The 14255-nt window shown below is 70.7% G+C and carries 15 protein-coding genes and 1 pseudogene; 9 read left to right on the top strand and 7 right to left on the bottom strand.

The features are described from left to right. Positions 1-30 precede the first annotated feature (30 nt). Together ACZ7IB_RS29095 and ACZ7IB_RS29090 are read right to left on the bottom strand one after the other, a co-directional pair. The gene (locus ACZ7IB_RS29095) at positions 31-414 is read right to left on the bottom strand and encodes a VOC family protein (RefSeq protein WP_266359002.1); all 384 of its coding nucleotides are present in this window, start codon (positions 412-414) and stop codon (positions 31-33) included. Between the two features lie 52 nt (positions 415-466). Continuing rightward, positions 467-1272, bottom strand: a protein-coding gene (locus tag ACZ7IB_RS29090; protein ID WP_266359000.1) for an IS5 family transposase whose coding sequence is annotated in 2 segments (ribosomal slippage) — positions 467-936 and positions 936-1272 — 807 coding nt in all. Because the reading frame shifts where the segments join, the coding sequence is not laid out codon by codon here. A 62-nt stretch (positions 1273-1334) separates the two neighbouring features. On the opposite strand from ACZ7IB_RS29090, the gene ACZ7IB_RS29085 reads away from it, so the two are divergent. From ACZ7IB_RS29085 to ACZ7IB_RS29065, 5 genes and pseudogenes are all read left to right on the top strand, one after another. Then, positions 1335-1709, top strand: coding sequence for a hypothetical protein (locus tag ACZ7IB_RS29085; RefSeq protein WP_266358999.1), 375 nt, complete (start codon positions 1335-1337; stop codon positions 1707-1709). A 119-nt stretch (positions 1710-1828) separates the two neighbouring features. Further along, a pseudogene (locus ACZ7IB_RS29080) lies at positions 1829-2005 on the top strand (transcriptional regulator); the annotation flags it as partial. A 12-nt stretch (positions 2006-2017) separates the two neighbouring features. Next, complete coding sequence (locus ACZ7IB_RS29075; RefSeq protein WP_266358997.1) at positions 2018-2599, top strand: HD domain-containing protein; 582 nt, start codon at positions 2018-2020, stop codon at positions 2597-2599. A gap of 321 nt (positions 2600-2920) precedes the next feature. Then, complete coding sequence (locus ACZ7IB_RS29070) at positions 2921-3667, top strand: enoyl-CoA hydratase family protein (RefSeq protein ID WP_470916757.1); 747 nt, start codon at positions 2921-2923, stop codon at positions 3665-3667. Then, the gene (locus ACZ7IB_RS29065; protein WP_470916756.1) at positions 3655-4248 is read left to right on the top strand and encodes a TetR/AcrR family transcriptional regulator; all 594 of its coding nucleotides are present in this window, start codon (positions 3655-3657) and stop codon (positions 4246-4248) included. The genes ACZ7IB_RS29070 and ACZ7IB_RS29065 overlap by 13 nt, the downstream gene beginning before the upstream one ends. Positions 4249-4294: 46 nt before the next feature. Here the strand turns inward: ACZ7IB_RS29065 and ACZ7IB_RS29060 are convergent, their stop codons facing one another. Further along, the gene (locus tag ACZ7IB_RS29060; protein WP_470916755.1) at positions 4295-5404 is read right to left on the bottom strand and encodes a citrate synthase 2; all 1110 of its coding nucleotides are present in this window, start codon (positions 5402-5404) and stop codon (positions 4295-4297) included. Between the two features lie 221 nt (positions 5405-5625). Here ACZ7IB_RS29060 and pdxH point away from each other — a divergent pair, with 221 nt between their 5' ends. The 3 genes from pdxH to ACZ7IB_RS29045 all read left to right on the top strand — a co-directional run bounded on the left by pdxH (position 5626) and on the right by ACZ7IB_RS29045 (position 9425). Continuing rightward, on the top strand, positions 5626-6252 hold the full coding sequence (pdxH, locus tag ACZ7IB_RS29055) for a pyridoxamine 5'-phosphate oxidase (protein WP_470916829.1): 627 nt from the start codon (positions 5626-5628) through the stop codon (positions 6250-6252). Positions 6253-7066: 814 nt separating this feature from the next. Continuing rightward, positions 7067-7777 (top strand): DUF4232 domain-containing protein, encoded by a 711-nt coding sequence (locus ACZ7IB_RS29050; RefSeq protein WP_470916828.1) that lies wholly within the window; start codon positions 7067-7069, stop codon positions 7775-7777. Between the two features lie 292 nt (positions 7778-8069). Beyond that, complete coding sequence (locus ACZ7IB_RS29045) at positions 8070-9425, top strand: PAS domain-containing protein (protein ID WP_470916754.1); 1356 nt, start codon at positions 8070-8072, stop codon at positions 9423-9425. Positions 9426-9497: 72 nt separating this feature from the next. On the opposite strand, the gene ACZ7IB_RS29040 is transcribed toward ACZ7IB_RS29045, so the two are convergent. The 4 genes from ACZ7IB_RS29040 to ACZ7IB_RS29025 are packed head-to-tail and all read right to left on the bottom strand — an operon-like array spanning position 9498 to position 13100. Further along, positions 9498-10733 carry an ABC transporter permease gene (locus tag ACZ7IB_RS29040; RefSeq protein WP_470916753.1) on the bottom strand — a complete coding sequence of 412 codons (1236 nt, stop codon included), beginning with the start codon at positions 10731-10733 and terminating at the stop codon, positions 9498-9500. Next, positions 10730-11512, bottom strand: coding sequence for an ABC transporter ATP-binding protein (locus tag ACZ7IB_RS29035; protein WP_470916752.1), 783 nt, complete (start codon positions 11510-11512; stop codon positions 10730-10732). The genes ACZ7IB_RS29040 and ACZ7IB_RS29035 overlap by 4 nt, the downstream gene beginning before the upstream one ends. Further along, positions 11509-12549, bottom strand: coding sequence for a peptidoglycan-binding protein (locus tag ACZ7IB_RS29030; protein WP_470916827.1), 1041 nt, complete (start codon positions 12547-12549; stop codon positions 11509-11511). Before ACZ7IB_RS29030 ends, ACZ7IB_RS29035 begins: the two co-directional genes overlap by 4 nt. 14 nt (positions 12550-12563) lie before the next feature. Next, positions 12564-13100 (bottom strand): hypothetical protein, encoded by a 537-nt coding sequence (locus tag ACZ7IB_RS29025; RefSeq protein ID WP_470916751.1) that lies wholly within the window; start codon positions 13098-13100, stop codon positions 12564-12566. 127 nt (positions 13101-13227) lie between these two features. Here ACZ7IB_RS29025 and ACZ7IB_RS29020 point away from each other — a divergent pair, with 127 nt between their 5' ends. Next, entirely contained in the window at positions 13228-14016 is a 789-nt protein-coding gene (locus ACZ7IB_RS29020) for a response regulator transcription factor (RefSeq protein ID WP_470916750.1), read from the top strand. Positions 14017-14255 lie beyond the last annotated feature (239 nt).

Below are 14255 nucleotides of genomic sequence, written 5' to 3'. Positions count from 1 at the left end.
CGGCGGCCGGAGGCCGCGTGGTCGCCGCTGCTACTTGCTGGGCGTCACACTTTCGCGTGTGAGGAGGCAGAAGGGGTGTCCAACTGGGTCGGCGTACACGCGGTAGCCGATTGGCTTGTCCGATCCTTCAAGCAACGTGGCGCCCAGTGCGAGTACCTTCGCCTCTGCCACATCCAGGTCATCGACCATCACATCAACATGCATCTGGGCCGGATGATCGGGATCGGGCCACTGGGGCGGCCGAAAACCGCCGACACGCTGAAAGGTCACGATCTCCGTGCCCGTCGTGTTCGCGAGCACCACATAGTCAGACGAGTCCTCCACCCGCGGCAGCGACAGCAGGCTCTCGTAGAAGCTCGCGAGCTCAGATGGGGCAGGACAGTCAATGACGAGAGAGAACAGGCGTCCGATCATGTTGATCACACTATGCCGCGCACGGAGGAAGAGGGATACGCGCATGCACGATTCACTGGGCTTTCCGTAGCCTTCGCAGGGCGGTGATCGAGCAGGCAAGTTCGAGCAGACTCTGGTGGAGGTCGGCTCGGCGCTCGTAGCGGATGCGCAGGCGTTTGAACTGGTGCAGCCAGGCGAAGGCGCGCTCTACCACCCAGCGCACCTTGCCGAGACCAGAGCCGTGAGCGACACCACGGTGGGCGATCATCGGCTTGATGCCGCGCTTCCACCACAGACGGCGGTACTTGTCGAAGTCGTAGCCCCGGTCGGCGTACAAGCGCCGCGGCTTGGTACGGGGACGTCCCCGCCGTCCTCGGATCGGTGGGACCGCGTCCAACAAGGGCAGGAGGCGGGTGACGTCGTGGCGGTTCCCGCCGGTGAGCGTGACTGCGAGCGGGGTCCCGTGGCGGTCGACAATCAGATGGTGCTTGGAGCCGGGACGGGCGCGGTCGACCGGCGACGGGCCAACATGGTCCCCCCTTTGAGGGCTCGGACGTGCGATCCGTCCACAGCGCAGTCGTCCAGTTCCAGCAGGCCGGCGCGACGCATTTCGGTCAGCAGGGCGGCGTGCAGGCGGGGCCAGACTCCGGCCTCGGTCCAGTCCCGCAGACGGCGCCAGGCTGTCACCCCGGAGCAGCCCACGACTTCGCTTGGTACGTCGCGCCAGGCCACGCCCTTGCGCAGGACGCAGACGACGCCCGCTAGTGCGACCTGGTCCGGCACCGGGAGCCGTCCGGGATGGCGGTGCCGCCGTGGGCGCACCGGCAATAGCGGGGCTATACGGTCCCAGAGATCGTCGGGGACAAGGTTCACGGTCACGAGACTGCAGCTCGCCAGAAAACCCGGTTGAGCACTCCGAAGCGGATCGACATACTCCCCGAATGACCAACGCAGGGACCGAAGCCCCTGGACAGGGTTGGGATGAACCCTGGTACCGCGTCCGCACAGATCGGTTCGAGGCGTCATTCTTGCCCAGCACTGGCGAGGATCTGGATGCCGTCTGCAACGTCGACGTAGAGGTACGGCTGGCAGCGGACGGCTCCCGCTGGAGCGCGACCGTGTTCACTCTCGCCGAGATCGAGCGCCTGATGAAGAGATGGTCTCAAACAGGCGAGGAGTTGGGCGGCCGCTACTTCTGGTGTTCTGACGGACTGATAGTCCGGGATCCCGGCATCGACAACATGACCCAGGTACTTGCCGGCCTGCTCGACGCCGGTGACTTCACGCAGATTCTTCAGCGACTCGACGACGAGTGACCGCCGCTCCATCCCTATTCTGAAACGATCTGTAAACCGCCCCCTTCTCGCGCGATGCCTGGGTTCTAGCGCTCGTCGCAACACCCCGGCTCAAGGGGCGCAATGGGCTTCGAGATCAGGTCCACACCCTGTCGGCCTTGATCGCCGCCCGCCCGAATTTGCTGCGCCCCGGAACCCCGATCGGGAACGAGCTACGCGTGTCCCTCCCCGTCATGTTGGATAGCCGGGAGCTGTCGGCGCGAGCGCGCCGGGAGCTGGAGGGCATCCGGTACGCAATCCGCCTCGCCGAGGCGTGAGAGGAGAGGGTCGTGGCTGACGACCTGTCCGCAGTGGGCCGCTTCCTGTACGAGGCGGGCACGCTCAAGCAGACGCGGCGCACCGGCTGGTGGATGGCTGGGGTACGCGACCCCGAGAGCGTCGCCGAGCACTCATGGCGCACGTCGCTGATCGCCACGATCATCGCGAAGCTGGAGGGGGCCGACCCTGCCCGAGCCGCCTGCCTTGCGGTGTGGCACGACACGCAGGAGAGCCGGACCGGGGACGTGAACCACCTCGGGAAGAAGTACGCGCCCGCCAGCGATCCACAGGAAGTTACCGCCGATCAGACGGCGGGCATGCCCGAGGTCCTGGCCTTGGAGGTCCGTGACCTGATTGCGGAGTACGAAGCCAAGGAATCACCGGAAGCGATCTGCGCCCGCGACGCGGACAAGCTGGAGTGCCTGCTCCAGGGCATAGAGTACAAGGCGCAGGGCTACGGGAACGCTCAGCGGTGGATCGACAACAGCCGTGGGCGGCTCGTCACCGAGACCGCGAACCGGCTGGCCGACGAGCTGCTGTCGCAGGGGACCATTGACTGGCTGCGCACCGCCCTGGGCGAGGGCAAGGAGTAGCGCGGACGCACGAAATCACCCGCTCCGCACGCGGGAGCGGCGCGGGGTTACTTCTGGGAGGCCGGCCACAGGGCCACGGCGAGGTTGACCACGCCGACTGGGGCGGCGCGCGAGAGGAGCGGCCGTCGGCCACGTGCGAGGGCATCTGTCCCTGCCCGGCGGTGCGTTGAGCCGACTGCGACACCGGATACCACGTCCTGGTTTCGTGGACACAGAATCATGCAAGCGTGCTTGATTGTTCCGGGTTCCGCTGTCACGCTCGGCGGGACCCCGGGCACCGCCCTCGGGGTAACTGGCCCCCAGGACAAGGAGCCGAACCGCATGTCGTCGCTCGCCGCCCCCACCCACGACCGGGGCATCACCACTCTCACCCTCGACTCACCGGCCAACCGCAACGCACTCTCCGCACGGCTGGTGGGCGAGCTCTCCACCGCCCTGGACGCGTGCGCGGCCGACGACACCGTACGAGCAGTCGTCCTCACCCACACCGGCAACACGTTCTGCGCGGGCGCCGACCTCACCGGACCGCCCGACCCGGCAGCCTTCGTCGCCCTGATGCGGCAGATTGTCGCACTGCCCAAGCCCGTCGTCGCCCGGGTCACGGGACACGTCCGGGCGGGCGGCCTCGGACTGCTCGGCGCCTGCGACATCTCCGCGGCCGGGCCCGACGCCTCGTTCGCCCTCACCGAATCCCGGCTCGGCCTCGCCCCCGCCGTCATCTCCCTGCCGCTGCTACCCCGCACCGACCCGCGCGCCGCCGCCCGCTACTACCTCACCGGCGAACGCTTCGACGCGACCGAAGCGGCCCGCATCTCCCTGATCACGATCGCAGTCGGGTCCGCCGAGGACATCGACAAGGCACTCGTACCCGTACTGGACGGACTGCGCAAGGCCTCACCGCAGGGGCTGGCAGCATCGAAGGAGCTGGTCACGGCTACTGTGCTGAAGAATTTCGACCAGCATGCCGAAGACCTCATCGCCCGCTCGGCGGCCCTCTTCGCTTCCGCCGAGGCACGCGAAGGGATGACGGCCTTCCTCGAACGACGGGACCCAGCATGGTTGTTGTGACGCCCTCCACCGACAGGACCCCCAAGCAGGACCGCAGCCGTGCCACCCGTCGGCGACTCCTCGAAGCCGCGGTCGCCTGCCTCGCCGAACACGGCTGGGCAGGCTCCACCGTCTCCGTCGTCGCCGAACGCGCAGGCGTCTCGCGCGGCGCCGCCCAGCACCACTTCCCGACCCGCGAGCACCTGTTCACCGCAGCCGTCGAATACGTCGCCGAGGAACGCTCCGCCGCCCTGCGCGCCCTGCCCGTCCAGGGCCGCACGGCCGTCGTCGCCGCCCTCGTCGACCTCTACACGGGCCCGCTCTTCCGCGCCGCACTCCAGCTCTGGGTCGCCGCGTCCAACGAGGAACAACTCCGCCCCCGCGTCACCGAACTCGAAGCCCGCGTCGGCCGCGAGACCCACCGCATCGCCGTCGAACTCCTCACCGCCGACGAAACCAGGCCCGGCGTACGCGAAACCGTCCAGGGCCTCCTCGACATGGCCCGCGGCCTGGGCCTGGCCAACGTACTCACCGACGACACCGCCCGGCGCCGACGGGTCGTGGCGCAGTGGGCGGCACTGCTGGACGAGGCACTCGGCTGAGTCCGGGACCGGCGCCCCGGCCGACCCCGGACCTCACACCACGGATTCAGTTCCCCAGATCCGTGATCTGCTCGTATCCCTCGATCTCCCGGGGATCACGCGGCCCCGGCCCGACATACTTCGCCGACGGCCGCACCAGCCGCCCCGTCCGCTTCTGCTCCAGAATGTGCGCCGACCAGCCCGCCGTACGCGCACACGTGAACATCGACGTGAACATGTGCGCCGGAACCTCCGCGAAGTCCAGCATGATCGCCGCCCAGAACTCCACGTTCGTCGCCAGCACCCGGTCCGGGCGACGCGCGTGCAACTCCTCCAACGCGGCCTTCTCCAGCGCCTGCGCCACCTCGAAGCGCGGCGCGCCCAGCTCCTTCGCCGTACGCCGCAGCACGCGTGCCCGCGGGTCCTCCGCCCGGTAGACCCGGTGTCCGAAGCCCATCAGCCGCTCACCCTTGTCCAGGGCCTTCTTCACATACGCGGTGGCATCCCCGGTCCGCTCGATCTCCTCGATCATGCCGAGGACCCGGGACGGCGCACCACCGTGCAGCGGCCCCGACATCGCACCCACCGCACCCGAAAGCGCCGCCGCCACATCGGCGCCGGTCGACGCGATGACCCGGGCGGTGAACGTGGAGGCGTTCATGCCGTGCTCGGCGGCCGACGTCCAGTACGCGTCGACGGCCTTGACGTGCTTGGGGTCCGGCTCACCGCGCCAGCGGATCATGAACCGCTCGACCACGGACTGTGCCTTGTCGATCTCGCTCTGCGGAACCATCGGCAGCCCCTGCCCGCGCGCCGACTGGGCGACGTACGACAACGCCATCACCGCGGCCCGCGCCAGATCGTTGCGCGCCGTCTCCTCGTCGATGTCGAGCAGCGGCTTCAGGCCCCACACGGGAGCGAGCATCGCCAGCGCGGACTGCACATCGACCCGGATGTCCCCGGAGTGCACCGGGATCGGGAACGGCTCGGCCGGCGGCAGACCCGGCTTGAACGCCCCGTCGACCAGCAGACCCCAGACATTTCCGAACGACACATGGCCGACGAGGTCCTCGATGTCGACACCGCGGTAACGGAGCGAACCGCCTTCCTTGTCCGGTTCGGCGATCTCCGTCTCGAACGCGATGACTCCCTCTAGTCCCGGTACGAAGTCGGACATGGCGGCTCCCTCGGTCGGCGGCTGTACGGAGGCCACAGTGGCCTGCCCCAAGATATTGGCGGGTTCCCACGACGCGGGGAAGCGTGACATCCGGCACAGCTTCACGATTCACCGGTGACGGATTGAAGCCCCTCCTTGCCGGGCAGACTCGGCGGCTGCGGCAGGATGACCCCGTGCCCACCGCAGACTCCCCCTCCGATTCCACCACCGATCCGGCCGCGATGCGCGAGCAGTACCGCTCCGTCGCCTTCACCGAGGACACGCTGCCTGCCGACCCGATGCAGCAGTTCGCCCACTGGTTCCGGCAGGTAGCCGTGGGCGGGGTGCTCCACGAGCCCAACGCCATGGTGGTCTCCACCGCCACCCCCGAGGGCCGGCCGTCCTCCCGCACGGTGCTGCTGAAGAAGTACGACGAACGCGGCTTCGTCTTCTTCACCAACTACGAATCCCGCAAGGGCCGCGAACTGACCGCCAACCCGTACGTCTCGCTGCTCTTCCCCTGGCACCCGATGGCCCGCCAGGTCATCGTCACCGGCACGGCGGCCCGCATCGGCCGCGAAGAGACGGTCGCCTACTTCCGCACCCGTCCGCACGGCTCCCAGCTGGGCGCCTGGGCGAGCGCCCAGTCGACGGTGATCGGCTCCCGCGACGAGCTGATCGAACGCTACGAGGAACTGGCCGCCCGCTACCCCGAGGGCGAACACGTCCCCGCGCCCCCTCAGTGGGGCGGTTTCCGCGTGGTCCCCGACACGATCGAGTTCTGGCAGGGCCACGAGAACCGGCTGCACGACCGGCTGAGGTACGTACGCGAGGGCGAGAAGTGGCGCGTCGAGCGCCTGTGCCCGTAGAAAACCACTCCGGACATGCAGAAACCCGCAGGCTCTGGTCCCTCCTTGCGGAGGAGCCGGCCGGACTTACCGGCGAGCCTGCGGGTCGGTGACTGCTTGGGTTTCGGCAGACAGCCTGCCGAGGTGCACTGTGTGCGACGACGGGCTGTCAGCCCGCAGCCACCTCACGAATCCGATAAGACTGCACTTTTCGGATCACCTCCTTTCATTCGCTGGCAGCAGCCTAAGAACCCTCGGAGAATGTCTCAATCTATTTATTCGGTGGCTTCCTGCTGGTAGCTGTACGCGTATCCGTCGGCACACTGCAGCAGCCGCAGGCGCACGTGGGACACGGTGCAGCGGCTCACAGGCGTGCTCAGACCGGGGCATGGTCGAGCTGCCCCACGCAGAGGGCGTCGAGCGTGTGTGTCTTGGGCAGGCCCCGCCTCCCGTGACGACCAGGCCGAAGCCGTGCTGACCGACGCCGCCCGGCTGGTGAAGACGGCTCAGGTGGTCGGCCGGCCCCGCGCACCGCCTGCGCCTGGCGGGAGAACCGTCCCGGGCACGGGTCCGGACCCCGGCACGGCCGGTGGGTTGCCACCGGGGCCCGGGTGCTGCGGCTGCCGGAGCCGCTGGATCTCTCGCAGCGCCCCGGACTCGCGCGGTCCCGGACATGCTCCTTGAGCTGGGGTTGGTGCAATCCAACGCCGTTTCCTGGAACCGAAGTTGCTGAGACAGAACCCGGACACTCACAGGATCGTTTCAGGATCGACCCGGCCCTAGTGTCATCGGTGTCAGCAGGAAACACTGCAACCGACACCCGCTGGAGATCATGATGCGTTCGCGTCTCGCCGCCCGTTCCGCCCGTCTCGTCCTGGCCGCCGCGGCCGTGACGGCCCTCGCCGCCACCACCACCGCCTGCGACGCCGACGACGTCGCGGACGCCGGCAGCTCCACGGCCCCCTCCGCCGTCGCCTCCGCCGGCAGCGGCGGGAACGACAGCTCCTCCAGCGACAGCCCCTCCACCAGCGGCTCCGGCACCGGCGGCTCCGGTTCCAGCGGCTCCACCACAGGTGGCTCCGGTTCCAGCGGCTCCACCGACAAGGCCGGCGACTCCGGCGGCAAGAAGGGCGGCTACGGGCAGTCCTGCGGCACCAACGACCTGGACTTCACGGTCACCTCGGAGTCCCAGGCCGGCGGCTACTACCTCGTCACCGCCAAGGCCAAGTCCGGCATCACCTGCTATCTGGAGATCAACACCCCCAGCGTGTCCTTCGGCTCCGGCGCCGACGGCGTCGCCTCCCCCGTCGGACAGGGGGGCGAAGACCCCATCAAGCTCACCGGCTCCGCCGTCGCATACACCGGTATCAGCCCCAAGACCACCAACAGCAATGCCGGCAAGGAGTTCGGGCACGTCATCATCGCCACCACCGACGACGATCCCAACCCCGCCGAACTCAAGCTCCCCGACACCGCCAACGTCGACAAGCCCATCGTCACCAACTGGGCCACCAACCGCGCCGAGGCCGTCCCCGTCATCGTCTGACACCTCCACGCCGGGCAACCGCCCCACTCCACTCCACGCTCGTCCCGGACCCCGACGTGTCGTCCCGGCAATCGCAGCGCCCCCTCGCCTTCACAGATCCGCAGTCGTCGCCCGATCACGCCCCGAACGTCCTGGGCGCCGTCAGTGCTCGTGCACATCTGCGGAGGCTTGAGCGGCCGGATTCCGCGCCGGAGGGGAGTGGATTTCAGAGAAGTCGGTGTGCGCTGGGTCACGTTCGAGTTCAATGGTCTGACGTGCGGTAATGCCGGATACGTCCTGCGGGGGGTACGGGATGAGTGCGTCCACAAGCAGTGGGACGACCGACGCGCTCGGGCCCGAAGAGGGTCCGAGGGCAGGGCCCGGGGCCGAGCTGCTCGCGGCGCTGCTCGACGGGATGGACGCGGCGCTCTGCGCGTTCGACGCGGACGGCACCATCACCCACTGGAACCGTGAGGCCGAGCGGATTCTGGGCTGGTCCGCCGAGGAGGCCGTGGGCCGGCCCGGGTTTGCCGGGTGGGCGGTGCGGCGGGCGGACGCGGGGGAGGTGCAGGGGCGGCTGATGGCGGCCATGGACGGTACCGGTCGCCGGGTGCATGAGTTCGCGCTGCTGCGCAAGGACGGTGGACGGGTTCTCGTGCGGACGCAGTCGGCGGGGGTCCGGGGTGCGGACGGGAAGCCGGCCGGGGTGTACTGCGCGTTCGGGGAGGTGCATGCGCAGATCGATCTGGAGCGGTCGATCGCGCTGAGCGAGGCGCTGTTCGAGGACGCGTCGTGGGGTGTGGTGCTCGTGGATGCCGATCTGCGTCCGACGGTCGTCAACGCGCACGCGGCACGGGCGCTGGGCGGCGGTCGTACGACGCTGCTGGGGCGCCCGCTGGGGGAGTTGATCGTGCAGGGCGTCGAGGATCTGGAGGGCGCGCTGCAGCACGTACTCGCCGAGGGCGCGCCACCGGCGCCCGCCGAGCTGTGGGTGACGTTGCGGACGGCGGAGGGGGACCGGCGGCGCTGCTGGCGCAGCGGCTTTCTGCGGCTCGCGTCGCCGCTCGCGGAGGAGCCGGTTCCGTTGGGGGTCGGCTGGCTGTTCCAGGACGTGACCGCGGAGAAGCCGGCGGCGCAGGAGGCGGACCGGGTGCGGTTCCGCTCGAATCAGTTGCACCGGGCTTCGCTGTCGGCGTCCGAGTGCGAGGACCCGATGGAGGCGGCGACGTCTTATCTGGACTATGCGCTCGCGGGCTTCGCCGACCACGCGCTGGTCGACCTGGTGGCGGGGGAGCGGCTGGTGCGGGTGGCGGCGACCCCGTCCGGTGAGCCGGGTCCGTGCCTGCCGGTGGCCGGCGGCGGTATTCCGCTGCGGTACACGCCGGGGCACCCGGCTCTTCAGGCGGTGGACCGTACGGGGTCGGTACGGGCCAGCGCGGGCGCGGGGCCCGGGGCCGGGGTGTGGGCGGCCGAACGGCAGTGGCCGGGGGATTCGGTGCACGCGCTGTGCGCGGTGCTGCGGAGCAGGGGGCGGACGCTGGGCGTGGTGACGTTTCTGCGCTCCGCCCACCGCACGGCCTTCGAACGCCCCGACGCGGCGTACGCGGAGACGGTGGCGGCCCGGGTCGCGGGGGCGGTCGACCTGGCGCAGGTGACGAAGCGGCCGTAGGAGGCGCGGTCCGGCCAGGGGTGTGCCGGGCCCCGTCGCGGAGCCCGGCACCGCCCCGGCCGGGGCCCGTCCTCACGCCGCGTGCAGCGCCAGCGTCGGTGAGAGACGGGACGCCCGCACCGCCGGGTAGAGGCCCGCGATCGTGCCGATCACCAGCGTCGCACCGAAGCCGCCGCCGACCGCCCACGGCGGCACCACCCAGGGCAGCCCGCCGGAGTACGCGTACACCCCGGTCGCCGCCGCGCCGAGCGCCACGCCCGCCAGGCCGCCGAGGCCGGAGAGCATCAGCGACTCCGTGACGAACTGGATGCGGATCTGGCCCCGGGTCGCGCCGAGCGAGCGGCGCAGCCCGATCTCGTACCGCCGCTCCAGCACCGAGATGATCATGGTGTTGGCGACCCCGACGCCGCCGACGAGCAGCGCGATGCCGCCCAGGCCCAGCAGCAGGCTGCTGAACGCCCCCTCGGTCGCCGCCTTCGCCCGGAGCGCCGACGACGGGTCGGTGACCTTCACGTTCTGCGGGTTCTGCGGGTCGACCGTCGCCGCCATGACCTTGCGCACGTCCTGCACCGCCGCGTCGGCCGAGCGCTCGTACACCGACGTCGGGTGGCCCTCGAAGCCCAGCAGGCGCTTCGCACCCTCCCAGCCGACCAGTGCGGAGCGTTCGATCTCCGGGGCGAGGGGCAGCGGGGCGAGGATGCCGACCACGGTGAAGTACCGGTCGCCGATCCACACCTGCCGGCCCGGAGCGGTGATGCCGAGACGTTCCGCGGAGACATGGCCGAGCACGACGGAGGGGTAGCGTCCGGTCGCGTTGTTGAGCCAGCTGCCGCTGCGGACCTCGCCGCGCAGCACCCGCAGCAGGTCGCCGGTGGTCGCCTTGACGGTGATCCCGCCCGTATCGTCCTTGTCGATCTTCTCGTTGCGGCGTGCGGTCGCGTCGAGGTCGGCGGTCGCTCCCACCCCCTGGACGCCCTTGATCCGGCCCACCATTCCGATCGCGTCCTCGGGCAGCTTGACGTCCTGTCCGGCGAACATCGAATCGCCGGGGGAGGCCACGAGCAGGTTGGTGCCCAGCTTGTCGAGCTCCCGGAGCAGCTGGGCCTGGCTGGAGGCGGAGATGCCCACCACCGAGATCATCGTCGCGATACCGATGGCGATGCCCAGGGCGGAGAGCACGACCCGCATCGGCCGGCTGCGCAGCCCCGCCGAGCCGACGTGCAGCACGTCCCGGGGGCCGAGCCGGGCCGCTTTCAGCCGCCCCCGGCCCCGGCCGTCGGTGTCGCGGTCCGCGCGCCGCGCCCTCACTGGTCCGCTCCCGTCGCGGCGGGGGAGCGGCCGTTGCCGGAGCCGTCGCGCACATCCGTGGATGGATCGCGCATGCCCGTGGACGGATCGCGGACGTCCACGGACGGATTGCGTACGTCCGCGACCACCTGGCCGTCCCGGATCCGCACCTCGCGCGGCAGGTCCCGGGCGATCTCGGTGTCGTGCGTGATGACCGCGATGGTGGCGCCCTCCCGGTTGAGGTCGCGCAGCAGCTTCATCACCGCTTCCCCGGACGTCGAGTCGAGTGCCCCGGTCGGTTCGTCGGCCAGCAGCAGCGCGGGTTCCCCCACGACGGCCCGCGCGATGGCGACCCGCTGCTTCTGTCCGCCGGAGAGCTGGTGCGGCTTGTGGTCGAGGCGGTCGGCGAGCCCGACCCGCTCCAGCGCTTCGGCGGCCCTGCGGCGGCGTACGGCACGGGACAGGCCCGAGTACAGCAGGCCCTCCGCGACGTTGTCGCGGGCGCTGACGCCCGGCACCAGGTGGAACGCCTGGAAGACGAAGCCGACGTGCTGGGCACGCAGCGCGGAGAGCCTGCGGTCGGAGAGCGCCGCCACGTCGTGCCCCGCGATGTGGACGGACCCGGCGGTGGGGCGGTCCAGGGTGCCGATGATGTGCAGCAGCGTGGACTTGCCGGAGCCGGACGGGCCGACGATGCCTAGGAGTTCGCCCTCCTCGACGGTGAGGTCCACCCCGCGCAGGGCGGCGACCGGGCCCGGGTACTCCTTGGTGACGGCCCTGAGGCCGACAACCGTGCTCATATCTTCGGCACCCCGACCTTCATGCCCTCGCGCAGCCCGCCGCCGGACACCTCGACCCGGCCCTCGGCGAACATGCCGAGCTCGACCTTCACGTCGCGGACCGTGCCGCCCTGGACGACCTGGAGGCCGAAGCCGCCGCCGGGCAGCGCGAGCAGCGCGTTCACCGGGACGCTGAGGACGTCCTTGTGCAGTTCGCCGGTCAGGTTCACCGTGACCGGCGCCTGATCGAAGCCGCCGACCTTGTCCGGTTTGTCGAAGGAGACGGTCAGGGTGACCTTGGGGCTGTTGTCCTGCGGGTCCTTGCCGGGCTTCGCCGTCCGGCCGACCGAGGAGACCGACCCGGCCGCGCTGCTGCCGTCCGGCAGATCCACGGTGACCTTGGTGCCCGCCTTGGCGAGCTGGGTCTCGGCGACGTCGAGCTCGAACGTCACGATGCGCTCGGAGCCAGTCGTGGTGAGGACCGGAGCGCCGGGCTGGGCCAGTTCGCCGACGGCCGCCTCGACGCTCTTGATCCGGACCTCCGCCGGGGCGAAGGCGATGTCCTGCGGCCCCACCGTTCCGGTCCGCTTGCTGTCGTGGGACTTCTGCCAGCGTTTGACGGCGGCCGCGGTCAGCTCGGTGTACTCGTCGTCCGGGGTGAAGCCGGTGTAGCCGAGTTCCGCGAGATTGCGTTCCAGCTGCTCCACGTCCCGGCCCCGGTCGCCCGGCTTCAGCGTCCGGTACATCGGTCCCGAGCCGTACATCAGCCACACCGCCCGTCCGTCGACCTCGTACAGCCGCTCGTTCCGCTTGACGGTCGAGCCGGTGCGCGGGGTCCAGGTCATGGTGCCCGCCGCGCCCGCGTTGACCTTGCGCTGCTTGTCGTAGCCGAGCGTCCCGTCCGCCTGGGCGCTGTCGCGCAGGTCGCCGCGCTCGACCGCGGCGGTGGCCGGGGGCAGCCCGGTGTTCTTCGGGCCGCCCGTCTCCTCGGCGGAGCCGAACTGGGTGAGAGCCAGTGACCCGGCCGCCACGGCGAGCACCGCCGCAGCGGCCACCATGGCCCGTCCGCGCCTCACCGCCCGACGCTTTCGCACGCCGCGTTGGCCTTCTCGAACTTCTTCATGTCCTTCGGCTTCATCGCGGGCGCCGCCTGCATTGCCCCGCCGTCGAACTTCGGGTCGGGCATGTCGAAGCCGTTCTTGCGCATGCACCGGGCGAAGGCGACCGCCTTGTCCTTCTCGGCCTGGGTGAGCTCCTTGGGCCCGCCGCCGACCGCCTTGTCCTGGCAGGCCTTGAACGCCTTCTCCATCTCCTTCTGGCTCTTGCCGCCGCCGTCGACGGTTATTCCGTGGCTGTTCTCGCCCGGCTTCGGCTCCGGGACGTCCAGACCCTGCTCCCGCAGGCACTTGCGGTGCTCCAGGGCCTGGTCCTCCTCCGTCTTCTTGTTGTCCGAAGCCGATCCGCCGCTCTTGGTTCCGCTTCCGCTTCCGCCGCCGTCGCCCGAGCAAGCGGTGGCCGACAGGACGACGGCGGCGGCGATCAGGCAGGCGGCGGCGACGCCGCGGCTTTGTGCGCGGGAGGTGGTCCGGCGGGAAATGGTCGGGTTCATGAGGGCTCCTCGTCCGTTGCTGACAGGCCGGGTACGAACGGCTTGAGCGTGCGCGAGGACGCGGTTTCGTTTCTCTCAGCCCGGATGTTTACACCGACGAAACGTCGCTTTGGGTTACACAGGACCCATGCGTGTGCTGGTGGTGGAGGACGAGGAATTCCTGGCCGGGATGATCGCCGAGGGGCTGCGCCGCGACGCCGTCGCGGTGGACATCGCCCCCGACGGCTGGGCGGCGCTGGACCGGCTTCGGTTCGGCGCGTACGACGTGATGATCCTCGACCGCGATCTGCCGGGGCTGCACGGCGACGAGGTGTGCCGTCGCGTCGTCGGTATGCGCCTGCTGACCCGGATCCTGATGCTCACCGCGTCCGGGACGGTACGGGACCGGGTGGCCGGCCTCGGGCTCGGCGCCGACGACTACCTGACCAAGCCGTTCGCGTACGACGAACTCCTCGCCCGGGTCCTGGCGCTCGGCCGCCGTGCCCGCCCGGCTCTCCCGCCGGTCCTTCAACGGGCCGGGCTGACGCTGGACACCGCCCGCCGCCAGGTCTGCCGCGACGGCCGCTACCTCTCGCTCTCCCGCAAGGAGTTCGCCGTGCTGGAGACCCTGCTGCGGGCCGAGGGCGCGGTCGTCAGCGGCGACGACCTGATCGAGGAGGTGTGGGAGGAGGACACCAGCTACCGCACCAACGCGGTCCGGGTCACCCTGTCCAAACTCCGCGCCAAACTGGGCGCGCCTCCGGTGATCGAGACGGTCCCGGGGGCCGGCTACCGCATCGGGGACGGCCTCGCCGACGGGCCGGGGGACCACGGCTCCGCGACCGGACCGGTGGGCGGCGACGCGACCGGACCGGTGAACGGGTCGGCGGACCAGCCGGACGACGGCTCCGCGAACCGGCCGACGGAGGGCCGGTGAGCAGCGAGCGTGCCCGGCTCACCGCGCTGTACGGCGGACTGCTGGTGCTGGCCGGCGCCCTGCTGGTGGGGCTGGTCTACCTGCTGGTCAGCGAGGGCCTCTACGCCAGTGTGCTGACCGCGGTGGGGGGGGGGGGGGGCGGGAGGGGGGGGGGGGCGGGGGGGGGGGGGGGGGGGGGGGGAGGGGGGGGGGGGGGGGGGGGGGGGGGGGGGGGGGGGGGGGGGGGGGGGGGAGGGGAG

The organism is Streptomyces sp. NPDC037301 (assembly GCF_055602785.1).
The sequence above is the reverse complement of the archived record's forward strand: the minus strand, read 5'-3'. Positions and strand labels throughout refer to the sequence as shown.

What these genes read in the sequence shown, in the direction of transcription:
- ACZ7IB_RS29035 (WP_470916752.1), bottom strand. Translation starts at nt 11,512, where the DNA reads ATGAGCACGGTTGTCGGCCTCAGGGCCGTCACCAAGGAGTACCCGGGC.
- ACZ7IB_RS29050 (WP_470916828.1), top strand. Translation starts at nt 7,067, where the DNA reads ATGCGTTCGCGTCTCGCCGCCCGTTCCGCCCGTCTCGTCCTGGCCGCC.
- ACZ7IB_RS29070 (WP_470916757.1), top strand. Translation starts at nt 2,921, where the DNA reads ATGTCGTCGCTCGCCGCCCCCACCCACGACCGGGGCATCACCACTCTC.
- ACZ7IB_RS29085 (WP_266358999.1), top strand. Translation starts at nt 1,335, where the DNA reads ATGACCAACGCAGGGACCGAAGCCCCTGGACAGGGTTGGGATGAACCC.
- ACZ7IB_RS29095 (WP_266359002.1), bottom strand. Translation starts at nt 414, where the DNA reads ATGATCGGACGCCTGTTCTCTCTCGTCATTGACTGTCCTGCCCCATCT.
- ACZ7IB_RS29065 (WP_470916756.1), top strand. Translation starts at nt 3,655, where the DNA reads ATGGTTGTTGTGACGCCCTCCACCGACAGGACCCCCAAGCAGGACCGC.
- ACZ7IB_RS29030 (WP_470916827.1), bottom strand. Translation starts at nt 12,549, where the DNA reads ATGGTGGCCGCTGCGGCGGTGCTCGCCGTGGCGGCCGGGTCACTGGCT.
- ACZ7IB_RS29020 (WP_470916750.1), top strand. Translation starts at nt 13,228, where the DNA reads ATGCGTGTGCTGGTGGTGGAGGACGAGGAATTCCTGGCCGGGATGATC.
- ACZ7IB_RS29025 (WP_470916751.1), bottom strand. Translation starts at nt 13,100, where the DNA reads ATGAACCCGACCATTTCCCGCCGGACCACCTCCCGCGCACAAAGCCGC.
- ACZ7IB_RS29060 (WP_470916755.1), bottom strand. Translation starts at nt 5,404, where the DNA reads ATGTCCGACTTCGTACCGGGACTAGAGGGAGTCATCGCGTTCGAGACG.
- ACZ7IB_RS29045 (WP_470916754.1), top strand. Translation starts at nt 8,070, where the DNA reads ATGAGTGCGTCCACAAGCAGTGGGACGACCGACGCGCTCGGGCCCGAA.
- pdxH (WP_470916829.1), top strand. Translation starts at nt 5,626, where the DNA reads ATGCGCGAGCAGTACCGCTCCGTCGCCTTCACCGAGGACACGCTGCCT.